Source organism: Raoultella sp. T31 (assembly GCF_002806725.1).
Classification (GTDB): domain Bacteria; phylum Pseudomonadota; class Gammaproteobacteria; order Enterobacterales; family Enterobacteriaceae; genus Klebsiella; species Klebsiella electrica.
On sequence record NZ_PIBO01000128.1, the window covers coordinates 1 to 219 of the forward strand.

The 219-nt window shown below is 53.4% G+C and carries 1 rRNA gene; it reads left to right on the top strand.

From position 1 onward, the window contains the following. Nucleotides 1-219 (top strand): 23S ribosomal RNA (locus CWM52_RS25985); the annotation flags it as partial.

A 219-nucleotide genomic window follows, 5' to 3' on the forward strand; every position in this document is an offset into this window, starting at 1 on the left:
CGGCGAGGGGAGTGAAAAAGAACCTGAAACCGTGTACGTACAAGCAGTGGGAGCCCCACCACCAAAGCATTCTCTGGTGTTGAAGGCCCTGCAAAGCAGCATCGCGGTGGCGGAGCGTCTTTAGCGACGCCCAACACAAAAAACAAGCGGTGAGTGCTTTGGGGTGGGGTGACTGCGTACCTTTTGTATAATGGGTCAGCGACTTATATTCTGTAGCAA